Origin of the sequence: Streptococcus suis (assembly GCF_019794615.1) — a bacterium.
Classification (GTDB): domain Bacteria; phylum Bacillota; class Bacilli; order Lactobacillales; family Streptococcaceae; genus Streptococcus; species Streptococcus suis_AI.
In genome coordinates this window covers 1-16,339 of sequence record NZ_JAIMDU010000042.1, presented here as the reverse complement: position 1 = coordinate 16,339, position 16,339 = coordinate 1, and the positions used below count along the sequence as shown (strand labels likewise).

13 protein-coding genes and 1 pseudogene are annotated in these 16,339 nt (G+C 39.7%); 8 read left to right on the top strand and 6 right to left on the bottom strand.

Annotation, left to right across the window (positions count from 1 at the left end; all coding sequences use genetic code 11):
- Window positions 1-103: 103 nt before the first annotated feature.
- From K6V43_RS10175 to K6V43_RS10155, 5 genes and pseudogenes are all read right to left on the bottom strand, one after another.
- Window positions 104-577: pseudogene (locus K6V43_RS10175) on the bottom strand (ABC transporter substrate-binding protein); the annotation flags it as partial.
- Between the two features lie 12 nt (window positions 578-589).
- Window positions 590-1,375, bottom strand: a complete 786-nt coding sequence (locus K6V43_RS10170; protein WP_222382986.1) for an ABC transporter ATP-binding protein — start codon at window positions 1,373-1,375, stop codon at window positions 590-592.
- Between the two features lie 155 nt (window positions 1,376-1,530).
- Window positions 1,531-2,961, bottom strand: a complete 1,431-nt coding sequence (locus K6V43_RS10165) for a UDP-N-acetylmuramoyl-L-alanyl-D-glutamate--L-lysine ligase (RefSeq protein WP_222382984.1) — start codon at window positions 2,959-2,961, stop codon at window positions 1,531-1,533.
- Window positions 2,962-3,492: 531 nt separating this feature from the next.
- Complete coding sequence (locus K6V43_RS10160) at window positions 3,493-3,744, bottom strand: hypothetical protein (RefSeq protein WP_024407104.1); 252 nt, start codon at window positions 3,742-3,744, stop codon at window positions 3,493-3,495.
- Between the two features lie 9 nt (window positions 3,745-3,753).
- Window positions 3,754-4,008, bottom strand: coding sequence for a hypothetical protein (locus tag K6V43_RS10155; protein WP_222382979.1), 255 nt, complete (start codon window positions 4,006-4,008; stop codon window positions 3,754-3,756).
- A gap of 477 nt (window positions 4,009-4,485) precedes the next feature.
- On the opposite strand from K6V43_RS10155, the gene K6V43_RS10150 reads away from it, so the two are divergent.
- Together K6V43_RS10150 and K6V43_RS10145 are read left to right on the top strand one after the other, a co-directional pair.
- Complete coding sequence (locus K6V43_RS10150) at window positions 4,486-5,577, top strand: cystathionine gamma-synthase (protein ID WP_222382977.1); 1,092 nt, start codon at window positions 4,486-4,488, stop codon at window positions 5,575-5,577.
- Window position 5,578: 1 nt separating this feature from the next.
- Window positions 5,579-6,739: a MalY/PatB family protein gene (locus tag K6V43_RS10145; protein ID WP_222382976.1), complete on the top strand. Its 1,161-nt coding sequence runs from the start codon at window positions 5,579-5,581 to the stop codon at window positions 6,737-6,739.
- 31 nt (window positions 6,740-6,770) lie between these two features.
- Here the strand turns inward: K6V43_RS10145 and K6V43_RS10140 are convergent, their stop codons facing one another.
- Complete coding sequence (locus tag K6V43_RS10140; protein ID WP_222382975.1) at window positions 6,771-7,610, bottom strand: AraC family transcriptional regulator; 840 nt, start codon at window positions 7,608-7,610, stop codon at window positions 6,771-6,773.
- A 105-nt stretch (window positions 7,611-7,715) separates the two neighbouring features.
- Between K6V43_RS10140 and K6V43_RS10135 the strand changes: the two genes are divergently transcribed.
- The 6 genes from K6V43_RS10135 to K6V43_RS10110 all read left to right on the top strand — a co-directional run bounded on the left by K6V43_RS10135 (window position 7,716) and on the right by K6V43_RS10110 (window position 16,193).
- The gene (locus K6V43_RS10135; RefSeq protein ID WP_222382988.1) at window positions 7,716-9,890 is read left to right on the top strand and encodes an alpha-galactosidase; all 2,175 of its coding nucleotides are present in this window, start codon (window positions 7,716-7,718) and stop codon (window positions 9,888-9,890) included.
- A gap of 12 nt (window positions 9,891-9,902) precedes the next feature.
- Window positions 9,903-11,138, top strand: a complete 1,236-nt coding sequence (locus K6V43_RS10130) for an extracellular solute-binding protein (RefSeq protein WP_222382974.1) — start codon at window positions 9,903-9,905, stop codon at window positions 11,136-11,138.
- A 134-nt stretch (window positions 11,139-11,272) separates the two neighbouring features.
- Window positions 11,273-12,145 (top strand): carbohydrate ABC transporter permease, encoded by an 873-nt coding sequence (locus tag K6V43_RS10125; RefSeq protein WP_013730463.1) that lies wholly within the window; start codon window positions 11,273-11,275, stop codon window positions 12,143-12,145.
- Between the two features lie 10 nt (window positions 12,146-12,155).
- Window positions 12,156-12,986 (top strand): carbohydrate ABC transporter permease, encoded by an 831-nt coding sequence (locus K6V43_RS10120; protein WP_002937312.1) that lies wholly within the window; start codon window positions 12,156-12,158, stop codon window positions 12,984-12,986.
- Between the two features lie 69 nt (window positions 12,987-13,055).
- Complete coding sequence (gtfA, locus tag K6V43_RS10115) at window positions 13,056-14,504, top strand: sucrose phosphorylase (protein WP_222382973.1); 1,449 nt, start codon at window positions 13,056-13,058, stop codon at window positions 14,502-14,504.
- A 72-nt stretch (window positions 14,505-14,576) separates the two neighbouring features.
- Window positions 14,577-16,193, top strand: coding sequence for a glycoside hydrolase family 13 protein (locus K6V43_RS10110; protein ID WP_222382969.1), 1,617 nt, complete (start codon window positions 14,577-14,579; stop codon window positions 16,191-16,193).
- Window positions 16,194-16,339: the final 146 nt, after the last annotated feature.

The window sequence follows — 16,339 nt, the reverse complement described above, 5'->3', positions numbered from 1 at the left end:
GCTTTAATCTGGTCTAGCATGATTTTTCCCCTTTTATTTCTAGTGTAACATAAAAAACTAACCTACCACAAAATGTGATAGATTAGTTAACTTAATGACATTGGGCTTGTGCTTCCTTTTCTTTTCCAAAAATCTGACCAACATCCGTCAGCATTTTAAGGTAGTCACTTTTTCCATAGGTGATTTCAATAACTGGCGCGATTTCTTTTAGTGTTTCTATGTTGTCATCACCAGCAAAAACAAGGATAAGGTCTGGATTTTGAGCAGCGATAGCTTCTGTATCTGCTGTTGTTAATAATGGTAGGTCTTTTAATTGGTCACCAAATGCAGGGCTGTCTTTTTCTAGGTCCAGACTATAACTGGAAACCTTGATCCCTAATTGCAGGAGATAGCCTGTGTAAGAATAGGCAAAGTTGGCAACTTTTTTAGGATTTTTCGGAATATCTCCATAGTAGGTAATGCCTTCTATTTCAGGCATGCTTGACACTTCTACATCTGTTGAGGTAGATGAGCTAGAGCAAGCTGTTAAGAAAAACAGCCCAACAAATAAACTAAAAATGGCAAAAAACTTTTTCATTTTCTCTCCTTCTTATTTTTTTAAATCATAGGTCAATAAAATGGGGTACTCTTGACCAGGTGCCTGTATCAATTGGGGTTCGATGTTGAAAATGTCGCTCAGAATTTCAGTAGTCATGATACTGGACACAGATCCATGGTAGCGAATCTTTCCATCTTTCATCGCAATCATATGGTCAGAAAAACGAGCGGATAAATTAACATCATGGAGAACCATCACAATGGTTTTCTGTTGGCTCAGGTTGAGTTCTTTTAAGAGCTCCAAAACTTCCAATTGATGATTGAGGTCAAGATAGGTCGTTGGCTCATCTAAGAAAATGGTATCGGTATCTTGGGCAAGAGCCATGGCAATCCAAACTCGTTGTCTCTGACCACCAGATAAATCATCAACGGGAAACCTGGCGAAAGGAGCGGTTTGGGTCACTTCTAGAGCCCAATTGATCTTCTCCCTATCCTGATCGGTGAGATAGCCGAGTCCATTTTGATGGGGGTAGCGCCCATAAGAGACCAATTCATAGACAGAAATCCCTTCTGTCGCTTCCAATACCTGAGGAAGGAGGGCCAAGTTTTTGGCGACTTCTTTGGTTGGTAGTTGGGTAATGGCCTGGCCATCTAGATAGATAGCTCCTTTTTGAATGGGTAGAATCCTGGTCAATGCCTTGAGTAAGGTAGATTTACCGCACCCGTTGGCACCGATAATAGTGGTTATTTTCTCCTTTGGAATGCTGGTAGATAATTCTTCAATTATCACCCGATGGTCATAGGCTACCTGGATATGTTCTGCTTGAATCGAAGACACAAGTTTCTCCATTTCATAAAAAGATTCTCGTAAAAAATATTACGACCTGTATTATTCCAAAAAAACGCTCCAAAACAAAGAGTTTTCTGAAAATTTTAATTTAATAAGTATTGTTATAAAAAGCCCTTGTCAGCTTCGAGCGACAAGGGTAGACTTTATAAGTATTTTTTGGCGATTTCTAAATCACCATCATAAGTTGTTTTTTCACCGTTCACAATCTGATAGGCATCGGCTCCTTTACCGGCTATGATAACAGCATCTTGGGCTGAAGTTGTTTGTCCCATAGCGGTTCGGATAGCTTCTTCGCGGTCCAAGATAAAGGTGCTCGGACGGTTCATATAGGTACGAATTTGCTCAGCAATAGTAGCTGGATCTTCATGATTGGGATCATCAGCTGTTAGAAGAACATCGACCTGTGGATAGTCATTAAGTAGAAGTCCAAAGTCTTTACGGCGGCTTTCTCCCTTATTACCTGGGGCGCCTAAAATCAGGATGACCTTTCCTGATTGATGTGTGAGGACGACATCAAGCAGTTTTTTTACGCTATCGCCATTGTGAGCGTAGTCAACGAAGACTTTTGCCCCATTTTGCTGGGTTAGAACTTCCATTCGACCCGGTACGCTAGTCTGGGCAATCCCAGCATGAATATCTTCTAGGCTTGCACCTAGGCGAAGACAAGCTAGTCCAGCAGCTATGGCATTTTCTTGGTTGAAATGACCGATGAGCTGAATAGTGTAGTGCCCAGCTAATTTCCCAGTCGCTGTGAAGTCGAATCCTGCTGACTGGGTAATTTCATTTTCAGAAGACGGACCATAGAAGTCATGGTCTTTGAACATCACTTGGTCTCTCACGACTTCAAAATGATCCATTCCAGCGTTGACAATAACTGCTCTGCTATTGTCCATCAAAAGACGCTTATGGTAGAAATAGTCTTCAAATGTCGGATGCTCAATGGGACCGATATGGTCAGGACTAATGTTGAGGAAGACGCCTACGTCAAAAGTAAGGCCATAAACACGCTTGACAAGATAGGCTTGGCTAGAGACTTCCATTACAAGGTGAGTCATACCATTTTTAACTGCCTCTGCCATCATGGCAAAGAGGTCCAGACTTTCAGGGGTGGTCAGGGTTGATTTGAAAAAGGTCTCGCCATCCAGCGTGGTGTTCATAGTAGATAGCATGGCAGGTTTATGACTCTGTTTGAGAATATGATAGGCAAAATAAGCTGCGGTTGTCTTGCCTTTGGTGCCTGTGAATGCCAAGAGTTTGAGCTGGTTCTGTGGGTTACCGTGAAATTCCATCGCAATCAGACTCATGGCTTGTTTGATGTCATTAACAAGAATGGCTGGAATGCTGACTTCGTAGTCTATTTCTGATACATAGTAGGCCAAGCCGTTTTCAATTGCTTTTTCTAAAAATTCCTTTTTAAAGGCCAAGCCCTTGGCGAAGAAAAGGGTTGTTGGACTTACGGTTCGACTGTCATAGCTCAAAGCGTCGAATTCAATAGCTGTAGGCTCATTCCCTGTAATCAAACGAAAATTTGCATCTGTCTTTAAAATTTCAATTATACGGTCAAATGTTATCATGCTTCTATTGTAAACTTATGAAAGGAATTTGACAAGTGCGGAGGAAGACAACTCATCTAACAATTAGGAATCTGCTTTTGCTAGTGATTGCGGATTCATTCGTTTACTACATAAAAATGAAGATATAACCCATAATGGTTGAAAAAATGATCCAGATTGTTAATTGCCAATTTTTAACGATATTATAGTTGGGGCGGAAAAAAGCATAATAAAATTGAATTGGTAGTAATAGGAGGAATAGGGAGTGGGAAAGAACTCAACTAGTTAAAAAAGAGTTCGTCAACAATTTTTCGTTTTAAGTTGTTGAGCTGAAACAGTCTATCCCCAGACTGTTTCACTCCCACCCCCGCATAGCTCAAACTGTCTGGGAGACAGTTTGAGGTTGGAGATAAAGCGAACTTTGTTCGCATCAGTCGTTATGGTCAGAATTGGAGTGTAAAACACGAACAAATCTGCCAATCAGCCACTGCGCTGAGATGTTGACACGAACTCTGAGTAATAACCGCTGGGCTTGAGCCCAGCCTCTTCAATCTAACTAAAAAATTCAATCCAAGCCCCGACCAACAAGAAGGCGATACAGAGATAGATTTGCCAATTTGCTTTCAAGATCCATTCTTTAGACCAAAAGGCACTACGGGCAGTACCGACAGTCGCAAATAGCAAGAGTGCAAGCCAGAGGCTAGGTCCCTTATTTAGCCACTCCCCTACACTTCCTAGAAGCAACAATATCATCAAATAAAAATTCAAACTCCGATAAAATTCTTTATTAAATTCCTTAAACATAGAAAATCCTCACAATACAAAGAAGGAAATGATTATCCAACTAGCAATCAATCCAATCGTCAGATAAATCTGCCATGTTTTTTTTATCCAGCTACGTGACTTAAAGAAAGCTAGATAACCAGCATAAAGTCCGACTCCAAGCTTGAGAAAATGGATAAACCAAAACGGTACATTTACAGCAGCATAAATCACTTGTAGGATACAAAGAATGGAGAAGTAAAATTCCCAAGTTCGATAAAATGCTGTATTGAATTGTTTAAACATTCTTGTCTCCTTTCAGCTATTTACCAAAAATAAAACGCAGAAAAATAATCAATACAATCAATCCGATATAGAAGATATAACCCATGCGAGTGAGCTCCTTTTCTTCGTTGAGGAAAAAAGCCCTGAAAATATGAATAGGAATGATTATTAGAATTAGGCTTGTATACCAGAGTGGCCACTGATCAAAGCTATCATTGGCAGTTGGTAGCAGAAAGCAAATCCAAAATACCATAGAATAAAAATTACTGAAACGGTAGAAGTATTTGTTGAATCTGATTTTCATAATGACCACCTCTTTGTCATTATATCAAATTAATAATGGATAATCCAGCAAGTATATGTAAGGGGGGAGATATTGTTATAAAGAAAAACTATAACAAAACTTGCTATTTTTCTATAAGTATTTTTGGATATTTTTCACACCAAATCTCCTATTTCATGCTAGACTATTTAATAAGTTAGATTGGAGATTTCGTTATGACAGATTATAAGATAGATACGATTTTAGCCCATGCAGGTATTAACAATGACGAGAAAACAGGAGCCTTGATTTCTCCTATTCACCTTTCGACCACCTATCAGCACCCTGAGTTTGGTCACTCGACTGGTTTTGACTATACGAGAACCAAGAACCCGACACGCGCCAGTTTGGAAGCGACCTTGGCAGCGATTGAAAAAGCAGATTATGCGCTTGCGACGAGTTCAGGCATGGCTGCTCTTGTCTTGCTCTTTAATGGTTTTCCGGTTGGAAGCAAGGTAGTGGCAGCGCGTGATTTGTATGGTGGCTCATTCCGCTGGTTCAACGAGCAGGAAAGTCTAGGCAGATTTCAGTTTACCTATGCGAATAGTGAAGAGGAGCTGATTGCAGCAATCACAGATCAGACGGACTATGTTTACTTGGAGACCCCAACCAATCCCTTGATGGTGGAGTTTGATATTGCTAAGGTTTCGGCTATCGCCCATGCCAAAGGTGCCAAGGTGATTGTCGATAACACTTTTTATAGTCCTATTTATCAAAATCCTCTTGTTCTAGGAGCAGATGTCGTCCTACACTCAGCGACAAAATATTTGTCAGGTCATAATGATGTCTTGGCTGGGACTTTGATGACCAATGATAAAGTCTTGTACGATAAGCTATTCTATGACCAAAATACAACAGGCCCAACCCTATCGCCACTGGATACTTATTTACTCATGCGTGGCTTGAAAACTCTTTCGCTTCGAATGGAGCGGGCGACACAAAATGCTCAGAAAATTGTTGCCTATTTGGAGAAGAATCCTGCAGTGAAGCAAGTATTTTACACAGGTAAAGGTGGGATGATTTCTGTTAAGGTGGTTGATGAGAGCAAGATTCCACACATTCTAAATACCTTGAAAATCTTTACTTTTGCGGAAAGCTTAGGCGGGGTAGAAAGTTTGATTACTTATCCAGCTACCCAGACTCACGCAGACATTCCAGCTGAGACCCGTCATTCATACGGTTTGACAGATGATCTGCTTCGCTTGTCTATCGGTATTGAGGATGCGGATGATTTGATTGCCGACTTGGAAGTAGCCTTGGAGGGATAAGATGACCAGATATGATTTTACTAGTAAGCCAAATCGCCTAACGCACCATGCTGAAAAATGGAAAAAAGTAGAAGCTGATCCTGAACTCTTACCTTTATGGATTGCAGATATGGACTTTGAGCCACTTCCAGAAATTCGCCAAGTAATCCGTGACTACGCAGATCATCAAGTCTTTGGTTATCCCTATGCTAGTGACAGTCTTTATCAGTCTATTATTGACTGGGAAGATAGACAGCATGGCTACAAGGTTGATAGAGAGTCCATCCTGCTCATCGAAGGTGTTGTTCCTGCCTTAACTGTGGCTATTCAATCTTTGACAGAAGAAGGGGATGCAGTCCTAATTAACACGCCAGTCTATCCACCCTTTGCACGGACTGTCAAATTAAACAATCGTCAGCTTGTTACTAATTCACTTGTAGATGTGGATGGCGTTTTTAGAATTGATTTTGACCAGCTTGAAAAGGACATTGTAGAGAATCAAGTGAAACTCTATATTTTCTGTAGTCCACACAATCCAGGTGGTAGGGTTTGGAGCAAGGAAGAACTCTTAGCTATTGGACGTCTCTGTCAGAAACATGGCGTCGTTCTTGTCTCAGATGAAATTCATCAAGATTTGGCCTTATATGGTCACAAACATGATACCTTTAATACGGTAGATGAAAATTTCAAAGATTTTTCAATTATCTTATCATCTGCAACTAAAACATTTAACATTGCTGGAACGAAAAATAGCTTCGCTATTATTGAAAATCCAAGCATTCGCAAGACTTTTGCTAAGCGTCAATTGGCAAACAATCAGCATGAAGTTCCAACAATTGGTTTGTTAACCACAGAAGCTGCCTTCACTTATGGAGATGAGTGGTTGACAGAGTTAAAAAATGTTTTAGAAAAAAATATTGACTATGTTGAAGAGTATTTGACTACCCATACAAGGATCAAGGTCATGAAGCCCCAGGGAACCTACCTTATCTGGCTTGATTTTTCTGACTATCAGCTGGAACATGACCAATTGTTCGAATTGTTGCAAGATCAGGCAAAATTGATTTTGAACGATGGTTTAAGCTTTGGTAAAGAGGGAAAATACCATGCGCGTCTAAATGCGGCAGCTCCATTTGATGTCATTGAAGAAGCCTGTCAACGACTTAGAAACGTTTTTGGATAAAGAAATAAGGACTAGGTGTGAGTAAAATCACCTAATCCTTATTTTTATGCGTTTTTCGAAATTCTGTCGGGCTCATATGAAAATAATTTTTAAAGGCCGCGCTGAAGGTGAGAGGATCTTGGTAGCCGACAGAATAGGCGATTTCAGTGATACTCCGAGAAGCATCTTCTAATAGTTGACAAGAACGATTCATTTTTACTTGTAAAATATAATCTTTGATAGAATAGCCTGTTTCCTGCTTAAAAATTTTATAGAGATAGCTTCGGCTTAGAGCTAGAAAATCTGCTATTTCAGAAACTTTAATTGGATGAGCATAGTGGTTATGGATCATCTTGATGGCTTGCTGAACATAATGCTTGGTTTGTGTTTCGGGCTTCATCAGTGTTTCACTTGGAAATTCCTCGATGAGCGCAGCCAAGAGTTGATTGAGGTAGCCAATTAAGACTAGTTCAGTGATAGAGGGGATGGGATGCATCTGAACATGGTTAATCTGATGCATATAGTCTAGAATTGGGGACTCTAGACTGGAGTGGAGGTAGTAGTTTTCTAGCAGTTGACTTTGATTCAGTAGATCTTTTGCTCGTGAACCACTAAAACCAACCCATATATAGGTCCAAGGATCTATATCATCAGCTTGATAGAAAATGGAAACATCCTTTGGCAGAATAAACAAATCCCCTGCTGATAGATAACTTGTTTTTCCGTCAACAAGAATTTTCCCTTTTCCTTTTGTAATAAAATGCAGGACAAAATTATCACGGATAGTAGGACCGAAGGAATAGCCCTTGTCACATTGTTCGGCACCGTAATGGTCTACATTTAGGTCAAAATTATGACTATCCAATTCATTATAGATATTTAGAATATTCATTTCAATCCTCCTTAGGAAACATTATAACATGTTTTAAATACAAAAGGCTATTAAATAAAGCGTTTTCATTTTGTACAATAAGACCATAAAGAAGAGATGGGAGAGATGAATGTGATTGAGATTTATAATGAAAAACAGATTTTTCACCTGAAAACAAGAGAATTCTCATATATCATCCAAGTGTTGGAAACAGGAGATCTGGTTCATCGTTATTTTGGGAAAAAAATCGAAAAATTTAGCGATGGAAACAAAATAACATATTTAGATCGATCATTTTCTCCGAGTCCAATTACTGGGGACAGGACATACTCATTGGATGTCCTCCCACTCGAATATTCTAGCAATGGTCTGGGAGATTTTAGAACCTCAGCAATAGATGTTCGGAACGAATTTGGAGTTACTCTTGACCTAAAATACAAAGAGTATCGATTATACAAGGGGAAAAAAGAACTGAGGGGATTACCAGCAAGTTTTGGAAATCAAGAAGAGGTAGAGAGTCTTGAAATTGATCTTTATGATCAGTTGACAGATGTTACCGTAACACTTCAGTATTCTGTTTTTGAAGAAGCTTCTTATCTCGCACGGTCAGCTACAATTCAAACTGGCAAATATCCATGCAAACTAGAGAAGGTCTTGTCTGCAACTCTTGATTTTCCACATCAAGATTTCATTGTTCACAGCTTGACAGGACGCTATGCTTATGAAAAAGAGTGGACACAGACCCCATTGACAAAAGGTCAGTATTCGATTGGTAGCATTCGAGGTGCTTCAAGTCACTCAAGAACACCCTTCTTAGCACTAGCCTCACCCGATGCAAGTGAGGACAAGGGCGATGTTTATGCGGCCCACCTTGTCTATAGTGGCAACTTTACAGCATTTGTCGAAACGACAGCCATGGAAACCAGTCGATTGGGATTAGGATTGGAAAGTCACTATTTCTCATGGCAATTGGATAAGGATGATCGTTTTCAAACTCCAGAGGTTCTCTTATCATATACTGATAAAGGATTTACTGGCATGACACAAGATAGTCATCACTTTATTACAAAACACCTCATTCGATCATCGTTTGTAAACAAACCAAGGCCCATTTTAATCAACAACTGGGAAGCGACCTATTTTGAATTTACAGAAGAAAAGATTTTACAGTTGGCTCAGGTTGCAAGTCAAGCTGGTATTGAATTATTTGTTCTGGATGATGGTTGGTTTGGTAAACGAAACAATGATGAAAGTTCATTGGGCGATTGGAAAGTCAATTTGGATAAGTTGCCAAATGGTTTGAATGGCTTAGCAGAGCGAATAAATGAGCTTGGCATGAAATTCGGTCTGTGGTTTGAACCAGAGATGATTTCTATTGATAGCGATCTTTATCGTGAACATCCTGATTGGGCAATTCGCACAGAAGGACGCTTACCAATTTACAGCCGAGAACAATTAGTGTTGGATTTGACCAAGCAGGAAGTCTGTGACTACATCATTGATAGCGTCTCTTTAATATTAGAATCAGCCAATATTTCTTATGTAAAATGGGATATGAACCGTAATATCACCAATATCCCTGAAGGTTTAGCAAATGACCAACGCTTTGAGTTCCACCATCGTTACATGCTAGGTCTCTACTGTGTATTAGACAACCTTACCAAGCGGTTCCCAGATATTCTTTTCGAATCCTGTGCAGGCGGTGGAGGTCGTAATGATTTGGGAATCATGTATTACATGCCGCAAGCTTGGGCAAGTGATGATACAGATGCGATTGAGCGCTTATCTATTCAAGAAGGTACTAGTTTGATTTATCCCCCTTCCTCAATTGGCGCACACGTCTCTGCCGTTCCAAACCATCAGGTTGGTCGGATCACGCCTCTTGCTACACGAGGCAATGTGGCTATGATGGGAGGAGCATTTGGTTACGAGCTGGATTTAACGAAACTTTCGGAAGAGGAATTGGATGAAATCAGTCAGCAAATCGAAACCTATCACTCCATTCGTGAAACGATACAATTCGGTCAGCTCTACCGTCTGAAAAAGACGACCAATACCTGGGCTGCCAATTATGTTAGTCAAGATAAGAATCAAGCGGTCTTTACATTTGTAAAAATTCTTGCCAAGCCAGAAGCGCCTTTGCTTCATGTTCGGTTGAAGGGGCTAGACCCAGATGCCTTGTATGAATGTCCACAATTAGGAGAGACATTCTACGGGGATGAATTGATGAACATTGGGCTTACAATGCCACATGTTCAAAAAGATTATTTTAGTGTACAATATATTTTTAACAAAATCTAGGAGGATTTTATAATGAAAATGAAAACATTTTTAAAATGTGCATCGGTTTGTGCTTTTGCTAGCTTCTTGGTTGCTTGTGGGAATGCAAGTAGTAGCGATAAGGTAGAAATTGAATATTTCTCACAAAAACCTGAAATGCAAGCGACTCTGCAGGAAATTATTGATGATTTTGAAAAAGAAAATCCTACGATTGATGTTAAATTTTCAAATGTACCAGATGCAGGAACTGTTCTGAAAACCCGTATGGCAAATAACGAAGCGCCAGATGTTATCAACATTTATCCACAAAATGCGGACTTCAAAGCATATGCAGCGGATGGTCGTTTTCTAGAAATTGGTGATGATGCAGGTCTTAGTCATCTAAAAGATGGTGCTGTAACGCCTTATCTTGTTAATGAAAAAAATTACACCCTTCCTTTGACAGCTAATGCTTATGGTATTTACTATAATAAAGATAAGTTCAAAGAGTTGGGTCTGGAAGTTCCAACTACTTATGCAGAATTTGTGGCTTTGGTAGACAAAATCAAGGCTGATGGCAGTGCAGCACCGTTTGCTCTTTCATTGAACGATGCTTGGTCATTGAACGGCTACCATCAGTTAGCTTGGGTAACTGTTGCGGGTGGTTTTGATGGTGCTGAAGACATTCTAATCCGCAGTGCAAAGGGAGCGATTCAAGATGATGCTACAACAAAAGCTGTCTTAGAACGCTTGCAACTGTTGACAGATAATGGACAAAAAGGTGCGACAGGCGCGCTCTATGCAGATGCAGTGGCAGCTTTTGCGGCAGGAGATGCTCTCATGCTTCCACAAGGTACATGGGCAGCTACAGCTGTTAACCAACAAGAACCAGAATTTGAATATGGTATGTTTACCTTCCCTGGTGATAAAGAAGGTGGCGACTACACCATCGGTGCAGCTGACCTTGCTCTCTCTATTTCCGCAGATACAGAGCACCCAGAAGAGTCTAAAAAATTCCTAGAATACCTCTCTCGTCCAGAAGTTATCCAGAAATACTATGATGTAGATGGCTCACCAACTTCAGTTGAAGGTGTAGATACAGAAGGTAAGTTTGAAGAAACTGCTGGAGTTACACAATATGCCTTCACTGACAAACACGTAGTTTGGTTGCAATCTGAATGGGAATCAGAAGAAGAGTTCTGGAATATCACTGTTGAAATGGTTAAAAATCCAAACTCAGCAGAATTAGTGAAAAAACTGAATGCATTCTTTGACCCAATGAAAAAATAATTCCGAAAAACTATAAGCAGAGGCTAGTTGCAGCCTAGCCTCCTTATAGTTGCCTAGTGTCAGTTTTAGTAATCCTATGGGATTCCTTGAACTGAGACTAAGTAACTATAACTTTATCAAAAAGGAGTACCATGATGAATCAAAAAGGATTTATTGCTAAATATTGGCCCTATCTATTTGTTGCCATACCAATTGGCTTACAGTTAATCTTTTTCTTCTATCCTCTATTTACAGGTATCTATTATAGCTTGACGGATTGGAATGGATTGACATCTGATTTCAAACTAATCGGTATTCAGAATTACTTAGATATTTTAAAAAATCCTGATTTTTACACTTCCATGACTTTTACCATTATCTTCACCATTGGTTTGGTCATCGGAGAAATTGTTATAGGGATTTGGTTGGCTAGTCTCCTCAATCGTAAGATTAAGGCAGTTGGTTTCTTTAGAACCTGGTATTTCTTCCCGGCAGTGCTATCCACAGTCACGTTAGGATTGATTTTTGTCCAATTGTTCAACTATGGTTTCACACAAATTGGTGAGATTCTGCATATCGATTGGTTGATGGAAAACTTATTGGTCCAAGAAAATACTGTCATTCCAGCTGTACTTTTTGTGGCTCTTTGGCAAGGGTTGGCAATGCCAGTCATCATCTTCCTGTCAGGTTTACAAAGTATTCCAGAAGATGTGAAAGAAGCAGCTGCTATTGATGGTGCGACTCGTTCTCAACAGTTTTTCAACATTGAGCTGCCCTTCTTGTTACCGTCTATCAGTATGGTTTTCATCTTAGCAATGAAATCAGGTTTGACAGCATTTGACCTTATCTTTGCATTGACAAGTGGTGGTCCTGATGGGAAAACAGAGTCCTTGGGCTTACTCGTTTACAACTATGCCTTTGTAGACAATAAATTCTCTTATGCCAATGCTTTGGCTGTAGTACTCTTCATCTTCATAATTGTCATCTCATTGATTCAGATGAGAATTTCGAAGAAATTTGAAATTTAGGAGGACTGTCATGAATACTCAAAAACAAAAAAATTGGTGGGTCTATCTCGTGCTCTTCAGCGGTATTCTCTTCATGTTTATTCCGCTACTTGTGACGATTATAAGTTCGTTCAAACCAACCAAGGAAATCACGAGCAATTTCTTTGGTCTTCCTGAAAATTTCACCTTAAATAACTACGAACGCTTGTTTAATGATGGGATTGTACAATATTTTGGCAATTCTGCCTTGATTACGATTGTAGCTGTTGGCTTGATTTTACTGGTTATTCCAATGGCAGCTTTCGCCGTAGCCCGTCAAATGAAACGCCAGACAGTATTTAATTTTATCTACTTTTTCTTGATTATTGGGATTTTTGTACCTTTCCAGGTGATTATGCTCCCAATGACCAAATTGATGTCTAGCCTTGGCTTGAACAATATTGTTGGCTTGATTATCCTCTATTTGACCTATGCAGTTCCTCAGGCCCTCTTCCTCTATGTCGGCTATATTAAGACCATTGTTCCTGAGGAAATGGATGAGGCGGCAGCTATTGATGGCTGTGATAAATTTACCATGTACTGGAAAATCATTTTCCCACTCATGAAACCCATGCATGCAACTGTTTTGATTATCAATGCCCTCTGGGTCTGGAACGATTTCCTCTTGCCTTTACTAGTATTGAACCGTGATCAAAGCATGTGGACTTTACCTCTTTTCCAATACAACTATCAAGGCATGTATTTCAGTGATTATGGACCATCATTTGCTTCCTATGTTGTAGGAATTATTCCAATCCTACTTGTCTACCTCATCTTCCAAAAACATATTATTTCAGGTATGACGAGTGGATCTGTCAAATAAATCTAAAGGTTGACTTGTTCAACCTTTTCTAACAATGAAAAAAGAAAAGGCTTACAAAGGAGAAAATCTATGAAAATTAAAAATCAAGCTATGTTGATTACTTATTCGGATAGTTTAGGCAAGAATCTAAAGGATTTGAAAAAAGTTCTTGAGGGACCGTTAAAGGATGTTGTGGGAGGTATCCATATTCTGCCGTTTTTCCCATCATCAGGTGACCGTGGGTTTGCGCCAATGGATTATACAAAGGTAGATCCTGCATTTGGAGATTGGTCAGATATTGAAACATTGAGTAAGGACTACTATCTGATGTTCGATTTTATGATCAATCATATTTCTGCAAAATCTCCTTATTTCCTTGATTTTCTTGAAAAGAAAGATGAATCAGCTTATGCGGATTTGTTTATTCGCTATAAAAACTTTTGGCCAAATGGTGAGCCAACGCAAGAAGATGTTGATTTGATCTATAAGCGTAAACCTCGTGCTCCATATCGAATTGCAACATTTGCTGATGGTAGCGAGGAGAAGGTATGGTGTACCTTTGATGAAGAACAGATTGACTTGGATGTGACTACAGAGACAACACGCCGGTTCATCCAAGAAAATCTGGAACAGTTGGCAGAACATGGTGCTTCGATCATTCGTTTGGACGCCTTTGCTTATGCCAATAAAAAAATAGGAACCAACTGTTTCTTTGTGGAGCCTGATATTTGGGAAATGCTCCATTTTCCACGTCAGTTATTAGCACCAAAAGATGTAGAAATCTTACCAGAAATTCATGAACACTACACCATTCAGCAAAAAATTGCGGAACAAGATTATTATGTTTATGACTTTGCCTTGCCAATGCTGGTTCTCCACGCTTTGTACTCTGGTCATGTCAATCGTCTGGTTCACTGGATGGAGATTTGCCCTCGTAAGCAATTTACAACTCTTGATACACATGATGGAATAGGTGTTGTGGACGTTAAGGATTTGCTGACGGATGAGGAGACAGAGGAAACGCGTGAAGCCTTATATGCACAAGGTGCTAATGTGAAGAAAATTTATAGTACAGAAGCCTATAATAATTTGGATATTTATCAGATTAACTGCACATATTATTCTGCCCTTGGCAATAACGATCAAGATTACCTATTAGCGCGAGTTCTTCAATGTTTTGCACCAGGTATTCCACAGATTTACTATGTTGGTTTACTTGCAGGCGAAAATGATATTGAACTTTTAGAATCAAGTAAGGAAGGTCGCAATATCAATCGCCATTACTATGATTTGGAAGAAATTGAGCAGGAAGTGCAACGTCCTGTGGTACAATCCTTGTTCAAACTCCTTAAATTCCGCAATACAAGTCCAGCTTTCGACGGAGAGTTCTCTGTTAAGATGCTGGATGAAACAAGTATGGAAATTTTCTGGAATAATCAAGATGCAGGGGTATCTGCCCGCCTAACAGCAAACCTAAAAGAAAAAACCTTTGAAATTGTTGAAATAGAAGAGGGCAAAATTACCACAATTGAGTTATAATATGATTATATAGAAATAGGGGGATTCCCCTTTTTCTTGCGTAAATAAGATTGTACAGAAAGGATCAATCAAATGTCAGAAATACAAAAGACAGATTGGTGGAAGAAGTCCGTCATTTACCAAATTTACCCTCGTAGTTTTCAAGATTCAAATGGAGATGGAGTAGGGGATATTCGAGGCATTATCAGCCGATTAGATTATCTTCACGAGCTTGGAATTGATGCTATTTGGCTCAGTCCTGTTTATCAGTCACCCATGGATGACAATGGTTACGACATCAGTGACTACCAAGGAATTGCTCCAGAATTTGGGACCATGGAAGATATGGAAGAGCTGATTGCAGAAGGCCATAAGCGCAATATCAAAATAATCATGGATTTGGTGCTTAATCATACCTCGGATGAACATTTCTGGTTTCAAGAAGCCCTCAAAGGACCAGATAATCCCTATTATGACTATTATGTTTGGGCTGATGAGCCGAATGAATTACGTTCGACCTTCTCAGGCTCTGCTTGGGAATACGTTCCACATCTGAACAAATACTATCTCCACCAATTCTCTGTTAAGCAACCGGATTTGAACTGGAAAAATCCTGCTCTGAAACAAGAAATCTGGGACATGATCAATTTTTGGATTGAAAAAGGTGTCGGCGGTTTCAGGCTAGATGTGATTGATTTGATTGGAAAAGAACCGGAAAAATTAATTACAGCCGATGGACCGACTCTCCATCCTCTTATTCAGGAATTAAATGAGAAAACCTTTGGTGCATACGACTTAGTGACTGTTGGGGAAACCTGGAGTGCCAATCCAGAAAATGCTCAGTTATATTCGCATCCTGACCGAAAAGAATTTTCGATGATTTTCCAATTTGAACACGTAGGACTTGATCAGCAGGAAGGAAAAGAAAAGTGGGATTTGGCACCGCTTGATCCAGCTCGTTTGCATACCGTTCTATCCAAATGGCAGACTGAACTGGTTGGTAAAGGCTGGAACTCTCTTTTCTGGAATAATCATGATTTACCTCGTGCCATTTCTCGCTTCGGTGATGATCGACCTGCATTTCGTGAACTAAGTGGTAAAATGTTGGCTATTTATCTTCATTTTATGTCAGGGACACCTTATATCTACCAAGGTGAGGAAATTGGTATGATTAATACACCGATTACAGATATTAACCAAGCGGACGATATCGAAACACGTCGCATGTATGCGGAACGGATTGAAAATGGCTATACCAAGGAGGAATTGATTACTTCTATAAATGCCAAAGGTCGTGATAATGCTCGCCGTCCAATGCAATGGACAGGAGCAGAAGGAGCGGGCTTCAGTACAGGTCAAGCCTGGCTGGCTTTGGGAGATACTGTCAAAGACATCAACGTTGAAAAAGCACTTGCAGACAAACAATCGCTTTTCTATACCTATCAAAAATTAATTGCTCTTCGGAAAGAGTACCCTTGTATGTCTGAAGGAAAATATGAAGTGATGGAGACTGGAAATAGCTCGGTAATGGCCTACCGTAAATATTATGAACAGGATGATTTCATCATTCTGGTAAATTTCACAAGTGACGAGCAAGCCTTCGAAGTATCGAGCGAGGGATACTCCCTGTTTATGCATAATTACGAAGAGGCTGCATTTTTGGCTGGACAATTATTGAGACCGTATGAGGCAATCGTTCTCAAAAAATAAGATAATTTTCAACATTCACGAGCTTTTTTCTTGAATTTTTGGTAAAATCCCGACTTTATCACATAAAAAAAAGCAAAGGATAGCTATCCCCTTGTGGGACAAGGAGTTTGGCTATCCTTTTTCATTATTTTTCTGTAGTGTATGCA